At 67.5% G+C, this 19874-nt stretch carries 19 protein-coding genes; 9 read left to right on the plus strand and 10 right to left on the minus strand.

Going from position 1 to position 19874, the window contains the following annotated elements:
- Genes GWI72_RS08275 through GWI72_RS08290 form a run of 4 tightly spaced genes read left to right on the plus strand, consistent with a single transcriptional unit; the run spans position 1 to position 4266 of the window.
- Positions 1 to 1221 carry a glycosyltransferase family 4 protein gene (locus GWI72_RS08275; protein WP_161708337.1) on the plus strand — a complete coding sequence of 407 codons (1221 nt, stop codon included), beginning with the start codon at positions 1 to 3 and terminating at the stop codon, positions 1219 to 1221.
- Positions 1218 to 2348 (plus strand): glycosyltransferase family 4 protein, encoded by a 1131-nt coding sequence (locus GWI72_RS08280; RefSeq protein WP_348272653.1) that lies wholly within the window; start codon positions 1218 to 1220, stop codon positions 2346 to 2348. Before GWI72_RS08275 ends, GWI72_RS08280 begins: the two co-directional genes overlap by 4 nt.
- Entirely contained in the window at positions 2345 to 3499 is a 1155-nt protein-coding gene (locus GWI72_RS08285; RefSeq protein WP_161708338.1) for a glycosyltransferase family protein, read from the plus strand. Before GWI72_RS08280 ends, GWI72_RS08285 begins: the two co-directional genes overlap by 4 nt.
- A complete protein-coding gene (locus GWI72_RS08290; RefSeq protein WP_161708339.1) occupies positions 3496 to 4266 on the plus strand; it encodes a polysaccharide deacetylase family protein in 771 nt (256 codons plus the stop codon). The genes GWI72_RS08285 and GWI72_RS08290 overlap by 4 nt, the downstream gene beginning before the upstream one ends.
- On the opposite strand, the gene GWI72_RS08295 is transcribed toward GWI72_RS08290, so the two are convergent.
- The 4 genes from GWI72_RS08295 to GWI72_RS08310 form a co-directional block, all read right to left on the minus strand.
- Positions 4263 to 5885, minus strand: coding sequence for an MBL fold metallo-hydrolase RNA specificity domain-containing protein (locus tag GWI72_RS08295; RefSeq protein ID WP_161708340.1), 1623 nt, complete (start codon positions 5883 to 5885; stop codon positions 4263 to 4265). The genes GWI72_RS08290 and GWI72_RS08295 overlap by 4 nt on opposite strands.
- 126 nt (positions 5886 to 6011) lie before the next feature.
- Entirely contained in the window at positions 6012 to 6494 is a 483-nt protein-coding gene (locus GWI72_RS08300; protein ID WP_161708341.1) for a Fur family transcriptional regulator, read from the minus strand.
- Between the two features lie 15 nt (positions 6495 to 6509).
- The gene (locus GWI72_RS08305; RefSeq protein ID WP_161673707.1) at positions 6510 to 7334 is read right to left on the minus strand and encodes a metal ABC transporter permease; all 825 of its coding nucleotides are present in this window, start codon (positions 7332 to 7334) and stop codon (positions 6510 to 6512) included.
- Positions 7324 to 8289, minus strand: a complete 966-nt coding sequence (locus tag GWI72_RS08310) for an ATP-binding cassette domain-containing protein (protein WP_209000073.1) — start codon at positions 8287 to 8289, stop codon at positions 7324 to 7326. Before GWI72_RS08310 ends, GWI72_RS08305 begins: the two co-directional genes overlap by 11 nt.
- A gap of 148 nt (positions 8290 to 8437) precedes the next feature.
- On the opposite strand from GWI72_RS08310, the gene znuA reads away from it, so the two are divergent.
- The gene (gene znuA, locus GWI72_RS08315) at positions 8438 to 9463 is read left to right on the plus strand and encodes a zinc ABC transporter substrate-binding protein ZnuA (RefSeq protein WP_390806604.1); all 1026 of its coding nucleotides are present in this window, start codon (positions 8438 to 8440) and stop codon (positions 9461 to 9463) included.
- Positions 9464 to 9805: 342 nt separating this feature from the next.
- On the opposite strand, the gene cysN is transcribed toward znuA, so the two are convergent.
- The 6 genes from cysN to pcaQ form a co-directional block, all read right to left on the minus strand.
- Positions 9806 to 11743, minus strand: a complete 1938-nt coding sequence (gene cysN / locus GWI72_RS08320) for a sulfate adenylyltransferase subunit CysN (RefSeq protein ID WP_161708343.1) — start codon at positions 11741 to 11743, stop codon at positions 9806 to 9808.
- A 2-nt stretch (positions 11744 to 11745) separates the two neighbouring features.
- On the minus strand, positions 11746 to 12651 hold the full coding sequence (gene cysD, locus GWI72_RS08325; protein WP_161673713.1) for a sulfate adenylyltransferase subunit CysD: 906 nt from the start codon (positions 12649 to 12651) through the stop codon (positions 11746 to 11748).
- Between the two features lie 322 nt (positions 12652 to 12973).
- Positions 12974 to 14362: a TRAP transporter large permease gene (locus GWI72_RS08330; RefSeq protein WP_161708344.1), complete on the minus strand. Its 1389-nt coding sequence runs from the start codon at positions 14360 to 14362 to the stop codon at positions 12974 to 12976.
- Entirely contained in the window at positions 14355 to 14852 is a 498-nt protein-coding gene (locus tag GWI72_RS08335; RefSeq protein ID WP_161673717.1) for a TRAP transporter small permease, read from the minus strand. Before GWI72_RS08335 ends, GWI72_RS08330 begins: the two co-directional genes overlap by 8 nt.
- A 95-nt stretch (positions 14853 to 14947) precedes the next feature.
- Positions 14948 to 15976 carry a TRAP transporter substrate-binding protein gene (locus GWI72_RS08340; protein WP_161708345.1) on the minus strand — a complete coding sequence of 343 codons (1029 nt, stop codon included), beginning with the start codon at positions 15974 to 15976 and terminating at the stop codon, positions 14948 to 14950.
- 187 nt (positions 15977 to 16163) lie between these two features.
- Complete coding sequence (gene pcaQ / locus GWI72_RS08345; RefSeq protein ID WP_161708346.1) at positions 16164 to 17090, minus strand: pca operon transcription factor PcaQ; 927 nt, start codon at positions 17088 to 17090, stop codon at positions 16164 to 16166.
- A 133-nt stretch (positions 17091 to 17223) separates the two neighbouring features.
- On the opposite strand from pcaQ, the gene pcaD reads away from it, so the two are divergent.
- From pcaD to pcaG, 4 genes are read left to right on the plus strand one after another with little or no spacing between them, the layout of a single operon-like run.
- A complete protein-coding gene (gene pcaD / locus GWI72_RS08350) occupies positions 17224 to 18018 on the plus strand; it encodes a 3-oxoadipate enol-lactonase (protein ID WP_179956039.1) in 795 nt (264 codons plus the stop codon).
- A 55-nt stretch (positions 18019 to 18073) separates the two neighbouring features.
- Positions 18074 to 18487, plus strand: coding sequence for a 4-carboxymuconolactone decarboxylase (gene pcaC, locus GWI72_RS08355; protein WP_244314303.1), 414 nt, complete (start codon positions 18074 to 18076; stop codon positions 18485 to 18487).
- Complete coding sequence (gene pcaH / locus GWI72_RS08360) at positions 18484 to 19239, plus strand: protocatechuate 3,4-dioxygenase subunit beta (protein WP_161708348.1); 756 nt, start codon at positions 18484 to 18486, stop codon at positions 19237 to 19239. The genes pcaC and pcaH overlap by 4 nt, the downstream gene beginning before the upstream one ends.
- 2 nt (positions 19240 to 19241) lie before the next feature.
- On the plus strand, positions 19242 to 19868 hold the full coding sequence (pcaG, locus tag GWI72_RS08365) for a protocatechuate 3,4-dioxygenase subunit alpha (protein ID WP_161708349.1): 627 nt from the start codon (positions 19242 to 19244) through the stop codon (positions 19866 to 19868).
- Positions 19869 to 19874: the final 6 nt, after the last annotated feature.

Here is a 19874-nt window from a genome sequence, read left to right on the forward strand (position 1 = left end):
ATGTCGCGCATCGCCGTCGTGGTGAAGGGCTATCCCCGCCTGTCGGAAACCTTCATCGCCCAGGAAATCCTCGGCCTGCAGAAGCGCGGCATCGGCCAGCTGATCGTCGCCCTGCGCCAGCCCTACGACCCCTATATCCATGACCTGCACCGGCAGATCACGGCCGATGTCCTCTACCTGCCTGAATACCTGAAGGACGACCCCAAGCGGGTGGCGCGGGCCCGTCGCTGGGCCGAAAGGCAGCCGACCTACGCCGCCGCCCGGGCCCTGTTCGAGGCCGATCTGGCACGGGAGAACAACATCGGCCGGCATCGGCGCTGGGGTCAGGCCTGTGTCTTCGCGCATGAGCTGCCCGAGGACGTGACCTGGATCCACACCCACTATCTGCACACGCCCTGCTCGGTCGCCCGCTATGCGGCGCATCTGTCGGGCCGTGGCTGGTCCTTCTCGGCCCATGCCAAGGACATCTGGACCAGCCCTGAGTGGGATCTGCGCACGAAGCTGGATGATGCGGCCTGGGGTGTCACCTGCACGCGGACCAATGTCGACCATCTGCGCAGCCTCAGCGCCGCGCCGGACAAGGTCGAGCTTGTCTACCATGGCCTCGATTTCTCCCCGTTCCCGGCGCCTGCGGCTCCGGAAGAGAAGCGCGACGGATCGGGCGCGCCGGTGCGGCTCGTGTCGGTCGGCCGGGCGGTCGAGAAGAAGGGCTACGATGACCTTCTGAAGGCGCTGGCACGCCTGCCGTTGGGTCTCAACTGGCAGTTCACCCACATCGGCGGCGGCGAGCTGTCGAACCGTCTCAAGGACATGGCCGTCAAGCTTGGCGTCAGCGACCGCATCGTCTGGCGCGGGGCGCAGCCGCGCGAGGCGGTGATCGAGACCTGCCGCCGCGCCGATCTCTTCATCCTGCCGTCGAAACTGGCGAAAAGCGGTGACCGCGACGGGCTGCCGAACGTGCTGATGGAGGCGCAGTCCATGGGCCTGTGCTGCCTGTCGACGCGCGTGTCGGCGATCCCCGAGCTGATCGACGACCAGCAGACCGGCGTCCTCGTCGAGCCCGGCAATCCGCAGGCACTGGCCGACGCCCTGGCAGAGCTGGTCGGCAATCCCGACCGCCGCATCGCGCTTGGCCTGGCGGCGGCGGCCAAGGTGCGGCGCGACTTCTCGACCGAGCCCGGCATCGACCGGCTTGCCGCCAAGTTCCGGCCCGTGCTGTGAGCGGCCTCAGGATCGCCTTCACCGCGCCGATGAAGCCGCTGGACGATCCGCGTCCGTCCGGTGACAGGACCTTTGCGCGGCTGATCGTGCGCGCGCTCGAATCCGCCGGCCACACCGTCCGCGTTGCCTCGCGCTTTGCCTCGTGGCGCCAGGCGGGGAGCGAGCTGCCCGAGGCCAAGGTGGCAGCGCTGGCCGAGGCGGCACGGGTCGAGGCGGACTGGCGGGCGGAGGGCTACCGGCCGGACGTCTTCCTGACCTATCACCTCTATCACAAGGCGCCGGACTGGATCGGCCCGGCCCTGTCGAACGCCTTCGACATTCCTTACGCCGTGATGGAAGCAAGCCGCGCGCCCAAGCGGGCCACGGGCGACTGGGCCTTCGGCTTTGCCGCGGCCGATGCCGCTCTGGGCCAAGCCGATGCCGTTGGCGCCATTCACCGGGCCGACATGGGCTGCCTTGCGGCCGCCTTGCCCCCGGATCGGCTTTATCTCCTGCCCCCGTTCCTCGATGCCACGCCGTTCCAGGCGCAGCACCGGATCCAGCGGGATGCGGGCTACGGGGTGCCGGTGCGCCTGCTGAGCGTCGGCATGATGCGGCATGGCGACAAGGAGCGCTCCTATCGGGTGCTGGCCGAAGCCCTCGGCCGGCTGAGCACGCGCAACTGGCATCTCACCATCGTCGGTGACGGCCCCGCGCGGGCGGAGATCGAGGCGCTGTTTCCGCCGCACCGCTGCAGCTTCCTGGGGGCACTGCCGCCCGAGGATCTGCCGGCGGTCTATGCCGACCATGACCTGTTCGTCTGGCCGGCGATCCGCGAGGCCTTCGGCTTCGTGTTCCTCGAGGCGCAGGCCAGCGGCCTGCCGGTAGTCGGCGGGGCGACCTTCGGCGTTCCGGACGTGGTTGCGGACGGGGAGACCGGTCTGCTCGCACCGGAAGGCGACGTCGAAGGCTTCGCAACCGCCCTGCAGCGCCTTCTTTCGGATGCCGCCCTGCGCCAGCAGATGGGCGTCGCCGCCAGCCGCCACATCCGCGAGCGGCACACGCTGGAGGCCGGAGCCGCCCGGTTGACGGCCTTTCTGGACGCCGCCATCGCCACCCGCAGCAAGGCCGGAGCACGCGCCTCATGACCCGTCGTGCCTTCATCCATGTGCAGCATCTGCTGGGCACCGGCCATGCGGTGCGGGCGGTGGCCATCGGCAAGGCGCTCGCCCGCGAGGGCGTCACAGTACGGCTTGCGACCGGCAACCTGCTGCCGCCGACGCTGGACACTTCAGGCCTCGAGGTGATCGCGCTGCCGCCGGTGCGCGCCCTCGACGCCAGCTTCCGCACGCTCGTGTCGCCGGACGGCAGACCCCTGCCCGCCGGCTTCGAGGAGATGCGGCGGCAGGCGACGCTGGCGGCCTTCCTGGCCGAACCTGTCGACCTGCTTCTCACCGAGACCTACCCTTTCGGACGGCGGCAATTTGCCCATGAGCTGGAGCCGCTGCTGGAGACGGCGCGCGCGCTGCCAAGGCGGCCGCTGATCGCCGCCTCGATCCGCGACATCCTCGTGCGCAAGAAGGATCCCGCCAAGGAAGCCTGGATGGCCCAGCGGGCGCTCGCCCACTATGACCGGGTGCTGGTGCATTCCGATCCCGCCTTCACGCGGCTTGAGGACAGTTTCCCCTTTGCCGACCGGGTTGCGCATCTGGTGCGCTACACCGGCTATGTCGGTGGCGGGGCCCGGCCGGAACCGCCGGCCGGTGACGGTGCGGACGAGGTGATCGTCTCCTGCGGTGGCGGCGCGGTGGCGCGGGCCCTGCTTGAGGCAGCCCTTGGCGCGCGGGACCTTTCGCAGCAGGCCGGCGACTGCCGCTGGCGATTGCTGGTGGGTCACGACCTGCCGGATTCAGAGTTTTCAGCGCTGGTTGCTGCCGCGCCTGCCGGGGTTCTGGTGGAGCGGGCGCGGCGCGATTTCCCGGGCCTTTTGCCCCGCGCGCGCCTGTCGGTGAGCCAGGCCGGCTACAACACCGTTCTCGACGTGCTGGCTGCCGGGGTTCGGGCCGTGCTGGTGCCCTTTGCCCAGGGCGACGAGACCGAGCAGACGCAGCGCGCCGAGGCGCTGGCCCGCCATGGCCGGGCGGTCATGGTGCCGGAAGCCGGGCTGACCGCACAGGGCCTGGCCGCTGCCGTCGATGCCGCCCTGTCGCGGCCCGTCGCGCATGCCGATGTTGCCATGAACGGCGCTGCCGAAAGCGCCCGCCAGCTCCTGACCGATCTTGAGGAGATCCGCCGGTGACGTCCGATCTTGCCGCCTTTCGTGCGCATCTGACTGGCCATCTCGACTGGTTCGCCGAGCGCGGCACCCAGGTCCGCTTCTGGTGGCGCGACGATGACGCCACCGCGCCGACGCCGGCTCTGGAGCGGTTGCTGGCTGCGGCCAACGCCCATGACGTCGATGTCGGGCTGGCCGTGATCCCCAAGACCGCGACTGAGGCCCTCGCCGACCGGCTGCGCAACGAGCCCCATGCCGTCGTGCTGCAGCATGGCTGGCAGCATCTCAACCATCAGCGCAAGGACCTGGGCGAGAAGGCGGCCGAATTCGGCGACCGCCGCGCGCTAGGCGAGGCCCTTGCCGAGCTGGTGGCCGGCCGCGAAAGGCTCGAGGCCCTGTTCCCGGCGGCCTTCGTGCCCGCCTTCGTGCCGCCCTGGAACCGGATCGCCCCGCCGGTCGCCCGCCAGCTGGCGGAGGCAGGGCTGAAGGGCCTGTCGACCTTCACCTGGGAGACCCTGATCCCGGCGCAGGTGCAGACGCATCTCGACATCATCAAGTGGAAGAAGGACCGCCGCTTCATCGGCTGGGCATCCGTGAGCGAGCGGCTGGAGCTGCAGTTCCTGCGCCGCCGCAACACCGGCGGCGAGCCGCTCGGCATCCTGACCCATCACCTCGACCACGATGCGGGCTGCGAGGCCTTCGTCGAGGAATTCCTTGCCATCGCCGCCCATCATCCGGGTGCGGCCTGGCCACGCATCGCCGATCTCTTTGCCGAGGTGGCGGCCGCCTAACCGGCCTTTTCCTCCTCCAGCGCCCGTCTCAGCCGGCGCAGGAGGACCGAGCGGCTCTTCTCGTCCGCCGCGCCCTCAAGGGCTGCCTGGATGTCGAGGAGCAGCTTCGGATAGTCGGCGGTCCAGTCGCGCCGCTCGGCAATGCCGGCCTCCGCGCGCGGCGGCGGACCGTCGCGCCGCAGCACCGCCCGGCCCGGCATCAGGTCGTAGATCGCATCCAGCGCCGGCACGACCACATGGCCATCGGCAAAGCCCTTTGCCACCAGGCTCTCGCAGAGCGCCAGTGCCTGCCCCTCCTCGCCGTGGGTGAGGAACAGGGTCCCGTGCACCGGCCGCCGCTCGAGGATCCATTCGATCAGGTCGCTGCGGGCGGCATGGCCGGAGTAGATGTCGACCGAGCGGATGTCGGCGCGCACGGTGATGTCCTCGCCCATCAGGCGCACGTTGCGCTGGCCGTCCAGCAGCTGCGCGCCCAGCGTGCCCGGCGCCTGATAGCCGACGAGCAGCACGGTGGTCGCCGGCTTCCACAGCCGGTTCTTGAGGTGGTGGCGGATGCGGCCGGCATCGCACATGCCGCTGGCGGCGATGATGATCGCGCCCCCGGAGATGCGGTTCAGCGCCTTGCTGTCCTCCACGCTCTCGCACAGGCTGATCCAGCGGTTGTCGAGCAGATGCGGATGCGTGCTGAGCTGCTCGAGATCCGCCGCATGCCGGTTGAAGACCTCGGTTGCGGCAATGGCCAGCGGCGAATCCAGGAAGATCGGCGCATGGCCGATGCTGCCGCTTTCCATCAGGCGCATCAGGTCGACGATCAGCTCCTGCGTGCGTTCCACGGCAAAGGCGGGCACCAGCAGCACGCCGCCCCGGTCCAGCGCATGGCGCACCTCGCCGGCCAGCACCGCAAGCCGCTGCTCCTCGTCAAGCTGCGGCCGCTCGCGTCCGCCATAGGTGGATTCGCAAATGAGATGATCCACCCCGCTCACCGCATCCGGATCCGGATGGAAAGCCTTGTTGTCCGGGCCGATGTCGCCGGAGAACAGGAGCCGCATCGGCGGTGCGGACGGATCAAGGCTGTCGTCCACATGGGCTGCCGCGATCTCCAGCTCGACAGAGGCCGAGCCGAGGATATGCCCGGCATTCCAGAACCGCGCCCGCACGCCCGGCACCAGGTCGAGCCAGATGTCATAGTCATGGGCGGCAAACATCGCCTGGCAGGCGATGGCGTCGGCCTGGCTGTAGATCGGGGTGACCGTGTCCTTGCCGCGCCTGAGGTTGCGCCGGTTGAGGTTCTCGACCTCCATTTCCTGGATATGGCCGCTGTCCGGCAGCATGAAGGTCAGGAGATCGCGGGTGCCTTCGGTCATGTGCACCGGCCCGCGATATCCGGCCTTCCAGAGCTTCGGGATCAGCCCCGCATGGTCGATGTGGGCATGGGTGAGGATCACCGCATCAAGGCTGTCGGCGGCAAAGGGAAAGGGGCGGTAGTTCAGCTCCTTCACGGCCTTGGAGCCCTGGAACAGGCCGCAGTCGATGAGAAGGCGCTGCCCGGCGATGTCCAGCAGGTAGGCCGAGCCCGTCACCATGCGGGCTGCGCCACAGAAGGTCAGTCGAACCGCCATTGCTCTCTCCTCGATCCTTTGGACGGCGAGCATAGCGGCTTGTCAGCCCGTGACCAGCGGCAAGGCACGGAAAGCGCCGTCAAGTCGCAAGGATGCGGATCGCGTTACGGCAGGCTGCGTGCCGGGTCAGACGGCCGCCTGGCAGGTGCGGCAGGTGCCGCGCAGCTCGATCGTGGTCTTGGCGAGGGCAAAGCCGTTGTCGCTGGCCCAGCCCTTGAGCTGGCGCGTGATCGCCGCATCGGCAAATTCGCTGACAGAACCGCAGGCCTCGCAGATGGCGAAGGCCATGGTCTCGTGGTCGACGCATTGCGGATGGCTGCAGGCGACGAAGGCGTTGAGGCTCTCCAGCCGGTGCACCATGCCGAACTCGACCAGCTTTTCCAGCGCCCGGTAGACCTGAAGCGGGGCGCGGAAGCCGTCGTCGCGCAGCTGGTCGAGGATCGTGTAGGCCGTGAGCGGGCCGCCGGCCCGCGACAGGGCGCCGTAGACCAGCGTCTGGTTGCGCGTCAGCTTGGCCGGCGCATGGCCGTGGCCGTGCTCATGCGCGTGGTCATGGTCATGAGCATGGCCAGGACCGGAGGCTGCGTGATCATGCGAGTGCTCTGCCATGTCCTCGGTCCCCTGTCAGGCCTCCCTGCCGATCCGGCGCATGAGGCTGGCCACGCCGCCTGCAACCGGCGTCAGGCTTACACCAAAAAGCAGCATGGCCGCCACCACGATGGAGGGACCGGACGGCGTGTCGAATTCCAGCGAGCCGAACAGGCCGGCCAGCACGGCAATGGCCCCGGCCAGAGCCGCCAGAACCGCCATCTGCTCCGGACCCGACGCCAGCCGCCGGGCGGTGGCGGCCGGGATGATCAGCAAGGCGGTGATGAGCAGCACGCCGACGATCTTCATCGCGATGGCGATGACCGTGGCCATCAGGACCATGAAGATCAGGTTCGCCCGGGCGGGTTTCAAGCCCTCGGCCTCGGCCAGATCCGCGCTGACGGTCGCGGCAAACAGGGGCCGCCAGATCATCACCAGAACGGCAAGGACGACCGCGCCGCCGGCATAGATCAGGCCGATGTCCATCCGCGACACCGACAGGATGTCGCCGAACAGGAAGCCCATCAGGTCCATCCGCACCCAGGTCATGAAGGCGAGGCAGACAAGGCCAAGCGCCAGCGAGGAATGGGCGAGCAGCCCGAGCAGCGCGTCGGACGACAGTCCGCCGCGCTTCTGCAAGGCCAGCAGCAGCAGCGAGATGATCGTGCAGACGGCAAAGACCGCCAGCGTGATGTTGATTTCCAGCAGGAACGCCAGCGCCACGCCGAGCAGGGCGGCATGGGAGAGCGTGTCACCGAAATAGGCGAGGCGACGCCAGACGATGAAACAGCCGAGCGGACCGGCCACCAGCGCCACGCCAAGGCCGGCGAGAACCGCACGAACGAAGAAGTCATCGAGCATCGGTGGTGTCCCCGCGCCGGGCCGTGTGGTCATGCCCGTGGTGGTGGGCATGATGGTCGTGGTCGTGGTCGTGCCCATGGCCGTGGCCGTGGTTATGGCCGTGATCATGATCGTGGGAATGCGCGGGACCAGGGCCGGAGTGACCTGATCCCGCGTGATCATGATGGTGCCCGTCGCCCGGATGGCAGTGGTCGGTGATCGACCCGTCCTGATGGCGGACACGTCCGTCGGGCAGGTGCTCGTGGTCGTGGCTGTGCTCATAGACGGCCAGCGCGCCAGCGGCCCGGGGGCCGAACAGGTCGCGGTAGGCCGCCGACCGGGCGACGCTGACCGGCGTGCCGCGGCAGCAGACATGGCCATTGAGGCAGACGACCTGGTCTGTGGCCGCCATCACCACATGCAGGTCATGGGAGATCATCAGGATCCCGCAGCCAAGCTCGTCCCGGACAGAGCGGATCAGGTCGTAGAGGACGATCTCGCCGTTGAAATCGACGCCCTGCACCGGCTCGTCCAGCACGAGCAGATCGGGCTTGCGCGCGATCGCGCGGGCGATCAGGACCCGCTGCATCTCGCCGCCCGACAGGTTGCGCATTTCCGCCCGGCCAAGATGCGCGACCCCGGTCATGGCGAGGGCGCGGCGGCTGTCGGCCTCGTCGAGCGGCCCCGTCAGCCGCATGAAACGGGCCACGGTGAGCGGCAGTGTCCAGTCAATGGCGAGCTTTTGCGGCACATAGCCGACGGTGAGCCCGTCGCGCCGCTCCGAGGTCCCCTCGGTCGGGCGCAGGATCCCGAGCGCCATCTTGGCGGTGGTCGACTTGCCCGAGCCGTTCGGCCCGATCAGGGTGACGATTTCGGCTGGTGCCACGGACAGGTCGACGCCCCGGACCAGCCAGCGGTCCTCCTTCAGGACACCGGCGCCGGACAGGCGGACAAGAGACGGGGGGGCTGACTGCAACACCTGATTCCTGGCCCTGTGAAAGAGCGGATTGCCTTTGCTTATGTCACACGTTATAGGGTTACGCAATTCGTGTTATAACATAACCAAACCGAAGGAGCATCCGATGACCCGCGTGTCCTCCCCCGCCGCTGCGCGCCGCCGCCGTTTGCCCCGCATGGTCGCCCTTTTGGCAGGTGCGGCCCTGCTCTTGCCCATGTCGACCGGCCTTGCCGTCGCGGCCCCCAAGGTCGTCGCCTCGATCAAGCCGGTCCACTCTCTCGTGGCCGCCGTGATGCAGGGCGTCGGCGAACCGGACATCATCGTCGATGGTGCGGCCTCGCCGCACACCTTTGCCCTGAAGCCGTCAACGGCCCGGGTGATTGCCGGGGCAGACCTGGTCTTCTGGGTCGGGCCGGACCTGGAGGCCTTCCTCGAGAAACCGATCGGCACGCTCGGCGAAAAGGCGGAGGCCGTGGAGCTTTCAGAAGCCCATGGCGTCACGCTGCTGCCTGTCCGCGAAGGCGGGGATTTCGACGCCCATGATCACGGCGACGAGGCCCATGGCCACGATCACGGGCACAGCCATGGGCACGACCACGGGCACAGCCACGGCAAGACTGCCGCCAAGGCAGGCCATGATCACGGCCATGACCATGGCCACGACCACGCCCACGGCGCCTTCGACGCCCATATCTGGCTCGATCCGGCCAATGCCCGCGCGATGGTCGCGGAGATCGAGGAGCACCTGTCCGAGGCCGATCCGGCCAACGCGGCAACCTACAAGGCCAATGCCGAGGCGCTCAGCGCACGACTGACCGCGCTTGAGGCCGAGCTGGCCAAGGAGCTGGAGCCGGTCAAGGGCAAGCCCTTCATCGTCTTCCACGATGCCTACCAGTATTTCGAGAAACGCTTCGGCATCCAGGCGGCCGGCTCGATCACGCTGAGCCCGGAGGTGCTTCCGGGGGCGGAGCGGGTCAGCGAGCTGCGTGGCAAGATCACGGGCCTCAAGGCCGGCTGCGTCTTCTCCGAGCCGCAGTTCGAGCCGAAGCTGGTCGGCATGCTGGTCGAAGGCACGTCCGTCGGCACCGGCGTCCTTGATCCCCTCGGCGCCTCCTTGCCCAACGGCCCCGGCCTCTACGAGCAGCTCCTGCGCGATCTGGCCGGGTCGTTGAAGGGGTGTCTCGTCAAGTAAGTGCCCCTGAAACACCAGCGCATGGCGTCATGCCGGGCGGTGGTGTGTGAGGTGACACCCGCTTGCCACCCCAACCCCGCTCCGTGTCACCCCGGCCGAGCAACGCGAGCGCCGGGGCCTACTCGCTTCCAGAGCGGAGCGGCGAGCGCCGCAGCGCTGCGACAGGCATCCAAACTTCGCCGCAGCCTGTGGTGCCACCGTGCCAAACTCTGCTGCTCTGCAAACGAGTAGGCCCCGGGTCTTCGCTGCGCTACGCCCGGGGCGACATCAGTGGATTTCTTAGCAGTCAACGCACCGCCCGGCCTCACAGCCGGGCGGTGCCTTTCAACATTCGACAAGCGGTCAGATGCCCTCGCCGCCGAAGACATAGCCGTTGGCGGCGATGATGCCGGCGCGGCGCAGGTGGTTGAGCACATCCTCGGCCGCCGCTTCCGGATCGCGGCCGACGGTGGCCACCCGCAGTTCCGGCGTCTCGGGCGCCTCGTAGGGGCTGTCGATGCCGGTGAAGTTGGCGATCTCGCCAGCATCGGCCTTGGCATAGAGGCCCTTCGGGTCGCGCTTGCGGCACTCGTCGATGGGCGTGTCGACAAAGATCTCGACGAACTCGCCCTCGCCCAGCAGGTCGCGCGCCAGCTGCCGCTCGGCGCGGAACGGCGAGATGAAGGACACCAGCACGATCAGGCCGGCATCCACGAAGAGCCGCGAGACCTCCGCGACACGGCGGATGTTCTCCACCCGGTCGGCGTCGGAGAAGCCAAGATCCCTGTTGAGGCCGTGGCGGATGTTGTCGCCGTCGAGCACATAGGTGTGGCGGCCTTCCAGATGCAGCTTCTTCTCCACGATGGAGGCGATGGTCGACTTGCCGGAGCCGGACAGGCCGGTGAACCACAGCACCGCCGGCTTCTGCCTGAGGCTCTCGGCCCGGGCTGCCTTGTCGACGTCCAGCGCCTGCCAGTGGATGTTGCTGGCCCGCCGCTCCGCCTTCACCACCATGCCGGCGCCGACGGTCGCATTGCTCATGCGGTCGATCAGGATGAAGGCGCCCGTGGTGCGGTTGGCGGCATAGGCGTCGATGGCGATGGGCGCGGACAGGCTGAACTCGGCCAGCGCGATCTCGTTCAGCCCGAGCGTCTCGGCCGGGGCTTCCTCGAAGGTGTTGACATTGATCTTGTGCGCCAGCGCCGTCAGCGTGGCCGTCACGGTCCGCGTGCCGATCTTCAGGAGATAGGAGCGGCCCGGCAAAAGGGCTGCCTCGGCCATCCAGATCACATGCGCCGACAGGCTGTCCGCCACGGCCGGGCGCTCGTCGGAGCGCGACAGCACGTCGCCGCGGGAAATGTCGATTTCGTCGCGCAGGACCAGCGTCACCGCCTCCCCTGCCCGCGCGCTGTCCACGTCATCGAAGCCGTTGACGATGCGGGTGACCGTCGAACTCTTGCCCGAGGCTGCGACCGTCACATTGCTGCCGATGGCAATGCGCCCGCTGGCAACCGTGCCGGAGTAACCGCGGAAGTCGAGGTTCGGGCGGTTGACCCACTGGACGGGGAAGCGGAAGTCGGCCGCCGTTTCCTTCTCGCCGACATCGACGGTTTCCAGATGCTCGAGCAGCGTCGGTCCCTGATACCAGGGCATGCGGCCCGAGCGGCTGGTGACGTTGTCGCCATAGCGCGCCGAGATCGGCACGGACACGACGGTCTCGAAGCGGAAGTTGCCGCCCAGCGCCGCAAAGTCGCGCTCGATCTCGTCGAAGCGCTCCTGCGAGAAATCGACGAGGTCGATCTTGTTCACCGCCAGGACGATGTGGCGGATGCCGAGCAGCGAGGCGATGAAGGCATGGCGGCGCGTCTGGGTCATCAGGCCGTGGCGGGCATCGACCAGCAGCACGGCGAGATCGGCGGTGGAGGCACCGGTCGCCATGTTGCGGGTGTACTGCTCGTGGCCGGGCGTGTCGGCGACGATGAACTTGCGCTTGTCGGTCGCAAAGAAGCGATAGGCGACGTCGATGGTGATGCCCTGCTCGCGCTCGGCCTCAAGGCCATCGACCAGCAGCGCCAGGTCAATGTCCTCGCCAACCGTGCCATGCCGGCGGCTGTCGCGCTCAAGGGCTGCCAGCTGGTCCTCGAAGATCAGCTTGGTGTCATAGAGCAGCCGGCCGATCAGGGTCGACTTGCCGTCATCGACGCTGCCGCACGTCAGAAAGCGGAGCTGGTCCTTGTTCTCCTGCGCGCGGATGTAGTCGAGCACGGCCGCTTCGGAGGTGAGATGATCCGTGAAGTCCATGATCAGAAGTATCCTTCGCGCTTCTTCTTTTCCATCGAGGCGGCGTCGTCGTGGTCGATGAGGCGGCCGGAGCGTTCCGAGGTGCGGGCAATCAGCATCTCGCGCAGGATGGCCGGCAGGGTCGCGGCATCGGATTCGATGGCACCGGTGAGCGGGTAGCAGCCAAGCGTGCGGAAGCGGACCATCTTCTCCTCGACGGTCTCGCCGGGGCGGATCTTCATCCGGTCATCGTCGACCATGATCAGCATGCCGTCGCGCTCGACCACCGGACGCGGGGCAGCATAATAGAGCGGCACCATGGGGATGTTCTCCGCCAGGATGTACTGCCAGATGTCCAGCTCGGTCCAGTTGGACAGCGGGAAGGCGCGGATGGATTCCCCCCTGGCCACCCGGGCGTTGTAGAGGTTCCACAGTTCCGGGCGCTGGTTCTTCGGGTCCCAGGTGTGCGAAGCGGTGCGGAAGGAGAAGACACGCTCCTTGGCGCGGCTCTTCTCCTCGTCGCGGCGCGCGCCGCCGAAGGCTGCATCGAAGCCGTATTTGGTCAGCGCCTGCTTCAGCGCCTCGGTCTTCATGATGTGGGTGTGGACCGAGGAGCCGTGGTCAAAGGGGTTGATGCCCTGGGCCAGCCCTTCCGGGTTGGTATGGACGATCAGGTCCAGCCCGAGCCGCTTCACCGTCTCGTTGCGGAAGGAGATCATCTCGCGGAACTTCCAGCCGGTGTCCACGTGCAGGAGCGGGAAAGGCGGCTTCGAGGGATAGAAGGCCTTCATCGCCAGATGCAGCATGACCGACGAGTCCTTGCCGATGGAATAGAGCATCACCGGGTTGCGGAACTCGGCCGCCACCTCGCGGATGATGTGAATGCTCTCCGCTTCAAGCCGCCGGAGATTGCTGAGCCGATCAGACATGCGCCACTTCTTCCCTCGCGCCCCCTTGTCCGGGCCGCGTGTCGGCGGCGGGGCGATCGTGGCGCAACCCTACAAAAGCGGGCCTGTCCGCATAAGAAACGGTTTTGCGGGCTTTCCGGAGGAACGGCTTTTCCGGTTCGTTTTTCTCGCCAAGCGGAGAAATCCCTTCGGCAGGGGATCAATCGCCCTTTCCGGCGCGCGGCATGGCCGGGAATCCGGCCCACGCCCGCGACCGCATTTGGATCAATGCGTCACCACCCCGGATGGCCTGCCGGCCCCGGGGCACTGACGGAGGCGGAGCGGCCTGTCTCGCGGGCGGGGGCTAGCCGAAGAACCTTGGAATGAACAGCACGATCGCCGGGAACAGCAGCAACAGCCCCACCCGCAGGATCTCCATGCCGAAGAAGGGCATCACGCCCTTGAAGGTCTCGACCATTGGCACGTCCTTGGCGAGCGCGTTGATGATGAAGACATTGAGCCCGACCGGCGGTGTGATCAGCCCCAGCTCCACCACGATCAATGTCAGGATGCCGAACCAGATCTTCAGCTCGTCCGCCGACAGGCCATAGGCGGCGGTTGCGGCCGTCACATAGTCGCCGCCGTTGAGGTCGACCAGCACCGGCCAGAAGAAGGGCACCATGACCAGGATCATCGCCAGGCTTTCCATGAAGCAGCCGAGGATGATCAGGATGATCAGCATGGCAATCAGCACGACCCAGGGGTCGAGGCCGCTGCTGCCCGCCCAGTCCGCGAGACCCGAGGGAAGTCCGGCACGGGTGAAGAAGCCCTTCACCACCTCGGCCCCGAACAGGATGAAATAGATCATGCCGCTGGTGACGGCCGTTTCCAGGAGCGCATCCTTGGTCTTGCCGAGCGTCAGCCCCTCCGCCCCCCACAACCTCTGGGCAAAGCCGTAGACGAGGATGACGAAGACGCCGATGGCGGCTGCCGGCGTCGGGGTGAACAGGCCGATGCCGAGGCCAAGGATGATCGCGCCGAAGATCAGGATCACCGGAATGAGGCGCAGCAGCGCGCGGTTGCGCTCCTCTTTCGGCAGGCTGGCCGTTGCCGGGGCAAGCGCGGGATTGAGGCGGACCTGGATCGCGATCACCGCAATGAAGGCGGCCACGGCAATCAGGCCGGGGATGACGGCGGCCCGGAACATCTCGATGATCGAGGCCTCGACGATGACGGCATAGATCACCAGCGCCACCGAGGGCGGGATGAGGATGCCGAGCGTGCCGCCGGCCGCCAGCGTGCCGGTGGCCAGTCGCGGCGAATAGTTGAGCCGCCGGAGTTCGGGCAGCGCGACACGGCCCATGGTGGAGGCCGTGGCCAGTGACGAGCCGCAGACCGCGCCAAAGCCGGCGCAGGCCCCGATGGCCGAGATCGCGACGCCGCCCTTCACCCGCCCCATCAGCGCATTCATGCCCTGGAACAGGTCGCGGCTGAGATTGGCGTGGCTGGCGAGATAGCCCATGAACACGAACAGCGGCACGACCGAGAGGTCGTAGCTCGCCATGTTGGTCCACAGCAGAGACTTGAACTGCATCAGATACGGCCCGAACCGCACGTGCGGCAGCGCCAGCGACAGGGCGAACATGCCGCCGATCCCGACCAGCGTCATGGCCAGACCGACCGGCACGCGCAGGATCAGGAGCCCGAACAGCAGGCCAAGGCCGATCAGGCCGATGAGTTCCGCCTCACCCATGGGGTTCCCCTTCCACCAGCTGCAGGAGGCACACCAGCGCCCACAGGATCATCGACACCACACCCGGCCCGTACCAGGGCCACTCCTGCCAGCCGAGAATGGCCGTGCGCGTCTGGTCGGCCATGGTCTCGTTCAGCCCGACCCACATCCAGTAGGCCAGAAACAGCGCAAGACCGGCGGTGGTCGCCAGCCAGAGCTTGTCGAGCCCGGCGCGAACGGCTTTCGGCATGGACTGGACAAACAGGTCCACCACCACATGACCGCGCTTGAGCTGGCAGTAGGGAATGAAGGACAGGGCCGTCACGCTGACGGCGAGCCGGACGAAATCCTCGTAGCCTGACAGTCCCGCCACGGTGCCGCCGAACAGCGCCGCGACGCGATTGGCCGCGAATGCGGACACGTTGAGCGTCGTGACCAGCACGATGGCGAGGATGAACAACGCTCCGAAGAGCGCCCAGGCGGTGATCGCCTTGCGCAGCAGCGATGCCATGCTGCCTCCCTGTCGGTGACTGCGGCTGCGATGCCGCCCTGGAAAGGGGCCGGAGACACGGACGCGTCCCCGGCCATCTGCCGTGCGGGCGGGCCTTACCTGGCCGGCGCCTTGGCGACAAGCGCGCGGGCATTCTCGACCATGGCGGCCCCGTCGAGGCCAAGCTCGGCTGCTTCCTTGATCCAGCGGTCGACAACCGCCTGGCCGCGAGCGTCAAAGGCCCGGGTTTCCTCGGCCGTGAGCTCGATCAGCTCGCCCCTGGACTTGCGCAGGTCCTTGCCGCCGTTCTCGATCCCGTCCCAGACCGCCCCGTAGGTGGCCGCAATGTTGGCCATGGAATGATCGTCGATGACCTTCTTGAGGTCATCCGGCAGGCTGTCGTAGCGGTCCTTGTTCATGGCGATCATGAAGGTCGAGGTGCCGAAACGCGTGCCGCCGGCCCCTTCGGTCGAGTACTGCGTCAGCTCCTGCAGCTTCAGGGCCGGGAAGATCTCGAAGGGAACCATCGTGCCGTCGAGCACCCCCTTCGACAGGGCTTCCGGCACTTCCGGCACCGGCATGCCCACCGGCTCGGCACCATAGGCCTCGATGGTCCAGCCACCGGTCCGCGACGGCGTGCGGATCTTCAGTCCGGCCAGATCCTCGGGCTTGCGCACAGGCTTGTTCACCATGTGAAACGCCTGGCCGCCGTGGGTGTGCAGCAGGATCGGCTTCACGTCCTTGAAGTCCTCGGCCACCATGTCGAAGGCTTCGGTGAAGGCGATGGTGGTCTGCTTGGCCGAGCCCTGATGCACGGTCGGCAGCTCGAACACCTCGCTGCGCGGGAAGGTGCCCGGCGTGTAGCCCAGAACCGTCCAGACGATGTCGACGACGCCGTCGCGCACCTGGCGGTAGAGTTCCGGCGGCTTGCCGCCGAGCGACATGGCCGGGAAGATCTCGACCTTGATCCGCCCGCCCGAGGCCTCTTCAACGCTCCTGGCCCAGGGCTCCAGCATCTGGGTCTGGGCCGGGGCCTTCGGTCCGAGGAAATGATGCAGGGTCAGATTGACCTCTTGCGCCGAGGCGCTGGCGATCATCATCGAGGCGGTCACCAGCCCCGTCGCCACTGCGAGAATGCGCTTCATGTGTGTTCCTCCCTGGTCGAGGGGTGCCGGTCCACACCCCGTCCCGCACCTCCCGGCGCTCGATCCTCCCGAACCGCTCCTCCCGCCGGGATGGCACGACAGATGACGCTAGCCATCCGCTTTCGTTATGTAAAATGAACTGTCGTAGCCCCAGCATAACCGAGGGTTATGCATATTCAATCTCTGGTTACAGATGCAAGTCCGCCTTGTCCGCTGCGTGCCGCAGGCAGGCCTGCAACATCACCAGCGCCGGCGTCGGCGGCGTGTCCGCCCGGGTGGTGAGCCCCACCGGGCCGGTCGTCTCGGCGGTCTCGATGGGCAGTTCCACCAGGTCGCCGGCCGCGACATCGCGCGACACCACGCCGGAGGAAATGATCCAGACCGCATCCGTGTCGAGCGTGAAGCTGCGGCCGAAGGTGTTGGAGATCGTCTCCACGCGGCGCGGCAGGCGGGTGACGCCGGCGGCGATCAGCAGGCGCTCGACGTAGGGACGGATGATTGCCTCCTGGGTCGGATAGAGCACCACGTGGTCGGCAATGCGGCGGATGTCGAGCCGACCCTGGCGCAGCAGCGGGTGACCCCGGCGCACCACGAAGGACACGCTTTCCGAATAGAGATGGGTGAAGGACAGGCCGGCCATCTGCTCGGGGTCCGCCAGTCGACCGACGACGAGGTCCAGCTCGCCAAGCCTCAGACGGCTCAGCAGGAACGTGTTGGGGCCGGTGATCAGGGTGAGCGTGGTCTCGACCCGCTCGGACAGGAAACGCTGCACGGCCGTCGGCACGATCCGGGCCGCGACGCTCGGCAGCACGCCGATGTTGAGATAGGATTCGCCCGACATCCGCGCCTGGGCGACGCTGTCCAGCCCCTGCTTCAGCGCGGCCAGGCTCGCCCCGGCGTAATGCAGCAGCACCTCGCCGAATTGCGTCAGCACCACACCCCTGCGGGAGCGGTCGAACAGCCGCACCTCGAGGATGTCCTCCAGCTCGCGCAGGGTCTTGGACACGGCCGGCTGGGTGATCGACAGCTCCTCCGCCGCCTTCACGACGCTGCGCAGCCGCGCCACCTCGAGGAAACACTGGATGTGCCGGTACTTGACCCTGGGATCGATCACCAAACATTCCTTCTGGTTATGAAAAATGCCTGATTTCTCATTTTACATAACCGAAGCATGGATGAAATATGGGGCAAGCACAAGAACAGGCTGATCGGACGCCGCATCAGCCGGAAGCCCCAGGAAACCGACCATGCGCATGATAGCGGTCAACGGTGTTGCCTTGCATGTCGAGGACAGCGGCGAACCGCATCTCCCTGCCCTGGCCTTCTGCAACTCGCTTGGCACGGACCTGCGAAGCTGGGATGCGGTGGCCGGGCAGCTGCGCGGGCGGGTCCGGATCATTCGCCACGATGCACGCGGCCATGGCCTCTCGGAGTGTCCGGCAGGGCCTTACGCGATTGCCGATCTCGTGGACGACCTGAGCGCCCTGCTCGGCCATCTCGGAGTGGAGCGCTGCGTGCCCGTGGGTCTTTCGGTCGGCGGGCTGGTGGCGCAGGGCTTTGCGGCCCGCCATCCGGAAAAGGTGCCGGCGCTCGTCCTCAGCAACACCGCCGCCCGCATCGGCACGGCCGAGACCTGGCAGGAGCGGATCCGCCTGATCGAGGCGGGCGGGATAGAGGCCATCGCCGAACCGATCCTCGAGCGCTGGTTCTCGGCCGCCTTCCGCGGCGCGGAGCCCGTCGCGCTTGCCGGCTGGCGCGCCATGCTGACGCGCACGCCGCGCCAAGGCTATCTCGCCACCTGTGCCGCCCTTGCCGCCGCCGACCTGACCCACAGCACATCGCAGCTGCCGATGCCGACGCTGGTGATTGCAGGCAGCGAGGACGGTGCCACGCCGCCGGCCCTCGTCGAGGCCACGGCCCGGCTGATCCGGGATGCCCGTTACACGCTGATCGAGGGCGCAGGCCACCTGCCATGCATCGAGACCCCGGATGCCTTCTGCGCTGCCCTGGATGCCTTTCTTGAGGAGACCGCCGTTGTCTGACCCCGTGCCCGCTGTCCCCAAGGTCCGCTCGCCCGGGTCGCGCCATGCCACCGGCATGACCACGCGACGTGCCGTGCTGGGCGACGCCCATGTCGACCGCTCGATTGCCAGCATGACCCCCTTCGACGCCGACTTCCAGACCCTGATCGTGGAGAGCGCCTGGGGGACGGTGTGGAGCGATGACACGCTGACCCGGCGCGAACGCAGCCTCGTGACCATCGCGCTTCTGGCCGGGCTCGGCCATCATGAGGAACTGGCGATGCATGTCAGGGCCAGCATCAACACCGGCGCCTCGGCCCGCGACATCCGCGAGGCCCTGATGCATGTGGCCATCTATGCCGGGGTTCCGGCTGCCAACACGGCCTTCCGCATCGCCCGGGACGCGCTGGCTGCGGCAGGTCGGCTGGAGGACGAAATGAGGGAACCTGAGGACGGCGACGCCGTTCGCCACAAGGGAGAGCAGCCGTGAGCAGCTTCGGCACCAACCGCCCCTCGGGGCCGCGCGAGGGCGACTATTACCAGCGCGACCTGACCCTGCATCCGCCGGCCTTCACCCCGATCTACAAGACCTCGGTCACGCGCTCGCCGCAGAAGGCCCTCCTGTCGCTGGAGCAGGGCATCGGCGAGATCACCGGGCCGGTGTTCACCGCCGATGACCTCGGCCCGCTCGACAATGATCTGATCCTCAATTACGCCAAGACCGGCGAGCCCATCGGCGAGCGCATCATCGTGTATGGCCGGGTGCTGGACGAGAACGGGCGCGGGGTGCCGCACACGCTGGTCGAGTTCTGGCAGGCCAATGCCGGCGGCCGCTACCGGCACAAGAAGGACACCTATCTCGCGCCGATCGACCCGAACTTCGGCGGCTGCGGCCGCTGCCTGACAGACGAGAACGGCTATTACTCCTTCCGCACGATCAAGCCGGGCCCCTATCCCTGGCGCAACTATGTCAACAGCTGGCGCCCGGCCCATATCCACTTCTCGATCTTCGGCCGCTCCTTCACCCAGCGCCTGATCACGCAGATGTATTTCGAGGGCGATCCGCTCATCGACGTCTGCCCGATCGTCAAGACGATCCCGGATCCCGAGGCGGTCAAGCGCCTGATCGCGCCGCTGGACCTGCGCGCCACCGTGCCGCTCGACTGCCGCGCCTACAAGTTCGACATCGTCCTGCGCGGGCGGCGGTCCACCCTGTTCGAGAACCGGCTGGAAGGAAACTGACCATGGTGCAGCCGCTCAACTATCTCTCCGAGACGACCAGCCAGACGGCTGGCCCTTATGTCCATATCGGCCTCGCACCGGCCGCCGCCGGCTTCGACATCTTCGAGAAGAATTTCTCGCATGTGATTGCAGGACCTCAGACACGCGGCACCCGCATCCGCATCGAGGGCCGCGTGCTGGATGGCACGGGCACGCCGGTGCGCGACGTGCTGGTCGAGAGCTGGCAGGCCAACAGCGAGGGCCGGTTCAACCATCCGGACGACACCCAGGCCAAGGCGCTCGACCCGGACTTTCGCGGCTGGGGCCGCTCCTGCTCGGATTTCGACACCGGCGTCTTCCTCCTCGACACCATCAAGCCAGGTTCGGTGCCCTGGCGCGACGGCCGGCCGCAGGCGCCGCACATCAGCCTCTGGATCGTCGCGCGCGGCATCAATATCGGTTTGAACACAAGGCTTTACTTCTCCGACGAGGAAGCCGCCAACGCCACCGATCCGGTGCTGCGCCTGATCGAGCAGGAGGTCCGGCGCAAGACGCTGATCGCGGAGCGGCAGGAGACGCCGGAGGGCCTTGTCTACCGCTTCGACATCCATCTCCAGGGCGATCGGGAAACCGTCTTCTTCGACATCTGACCGCCC

Origin of the sequence: Pannonibacter sp. XCT-53, assembly GCF_009915765.1 — a bacterium.
GTDB classification, from domain to species: Bacteria; Pseudomonadota; Alphaproteobacteria; order Rhizobiales; family Stappiaceae; genus Pannonibacter; species Pannonibacter tanglangensis.